This is a genomic window from Lysobacter enzymogenes (genome assembly GCF_017168095.1).
Taxonomy (GTDB): domain Bacteria; phylum Pseudomonadota; class Gammaproteobacteria; order Xanthomonadales; family Xanthomonadaceae; genus Lysobacter; species Lysobacter enzymogenes_D.
Window position 1 is genome coordinate 1 of sequence record NZ_LXSD01000419.1, and the last position, 229, is coordinate 229.

Here is a 229-nt window from a genome sequence, read left to right on the forward strand (position 1 = left end):
CGGGCGGATGAGGCGTGCCCGGCCTGGGCCGCCGCCGCTTCGGCGGTGCCGGCGCGGCGCAGGCTGCGGCTGATTTCGTCGCCCACCGGCACGCTCGCCGGTGCCGATGCCGATGCCGATGCCGGTGCCGGCGTCGTGGCCGCGGTGTTGGCGGCGATGCCGTCGGCGGCGGGCCCGTCGTCGATGAGCGACGCGGCCGTCGCGTCGCCGTCGGCGCCCGCAGCGCGCG

Annotated in this window: 1 protein-coding gene; it reads right to left on the reverse strand. The window is 80.3% G+C overall.

From position 1 onward, the window contains the following. Nucleotides 1-229, reverse strand: a 229-nt coding sequence (locus A7A76_RS18385; RefSeq protein WP_428995190.1) for a hypothetical protein, incomplete at both ends; no start/stop codon positions are given.